The 1,149-nt window shown below is 72.2% G+C and carries 1 protein-coding gene; it reads left to right on the plus strand.

From position 1 onward, the window contains the following. A partial coding sequence (gene kdpB, locus AB0C69_RS42465; protein ID WP_360362665.1) for a potassium-transporting ATPase subunit KdpB occupies positions 1-1,149 on the plus strand: 1,149 nt, incomplete at both ends.

Below are 1,149 nucleotides of genomic sequence, written 5' to 3' on the forward strand. Positions count from 1 at the left end.
TCGGCGATCGGGATCGCGGGCATGGACCGGCTGGTCCAGAGGAACGTGCTGGCGATGTCGGGGCGCGCGGTGGAGGCGGCGGGCGACGTCAACACTTTGCTGCTGGACAAGACCGGCACCATCACCCTCGGGAACCGGGAGGCGGCGGAGTTCCTGCCCGTCCAGGGCGTCGGCGATGGCGAGCTGGCCGACGCGGCGCAGCTGTCCAGCCTCGCGGACCAGACGCCCGAGGGCCGCTCGGTCGTGGTCCTCGCCAAGCGGCGGTACGGCCTGCGGGAGCGCTCGCCGGGAGAGCTGTCGCAGGCGCGGTGGGTGCCGTTCTCGGCGCAGACCCGGATGAGCGGCGTCGACCTGGGCGAGCCCGGGGACCGCGGGCCGGACAGGATGCTGCGCAAGGGCGCGGCCGGGGCGGTCGCCGACTGGGTGCGCCGGCGGGGCGGGACCGTGCCCGCCGAGCTGAGCCGCGTCGTGGACGGCATCTCCGCCTCCGGCGGCACTCCGCTGGTCGTCGGCGAGGTCGCGCACGGCGCGGCCAGGGTCCTCGGCGTCATCCACCTCAAGGACGTGGTGAAGGCGGGGATGCGGGAGCGGTTCGAGGAGATGCGCCGGATGGGCATCCGCACCGTCATGATCACCGGCGACAACCCGCTCACGGCCAGGGCGATCGCGGACGAGGCGGGCGTGGACGGCTTCCTCGCCGAGGCCCGGCCCGAGGACAAGCTCGCTCTGATCAAGAAGGAGCAGGAGGGCGGCCGCCTGGTCGCGATGACCGGGGACGGCACCAACGACGCCCCGGCGCTCGCCCAGGCCGACGTGGGGGTGGCGATGAACACCGGCACCTCGGCCGCCAAGGAGGCCGGGAACATGGTCGATCTCGACTCCGACCCGACCAAGCTGATCGAGATCGTGATGATCGGCAAGCAGCTGCTGATCACGCGGGGGGCGCTGACCACGTTCTCCATCGCCAACGACATCGCCAAGTACTTCGCCATCATCCCGGCGATGTTCGCCGGGCTGTACCCGGGCCTGGAGGCGCTCAACGTCATGCGTCTGCCCAGCCCGCAGTCGGCGATCCTGTCGGCCGTGGTGTTCAACGCCCTGATCATCGTCGCGCTGATCCCGCTGGCGCTGCGCGGGGTGCGGTACCGG

The sequence above is a fragment of the Actinomadura sp. NPDC048032 genome, assembly GCF_040653175.1.
GTDB lineage: Bacteria > Actinomycetota > Actinomycetes > Streptosporangiales > Streptosporangiaceae > Spirillospora > Spirillospora verrucosospora.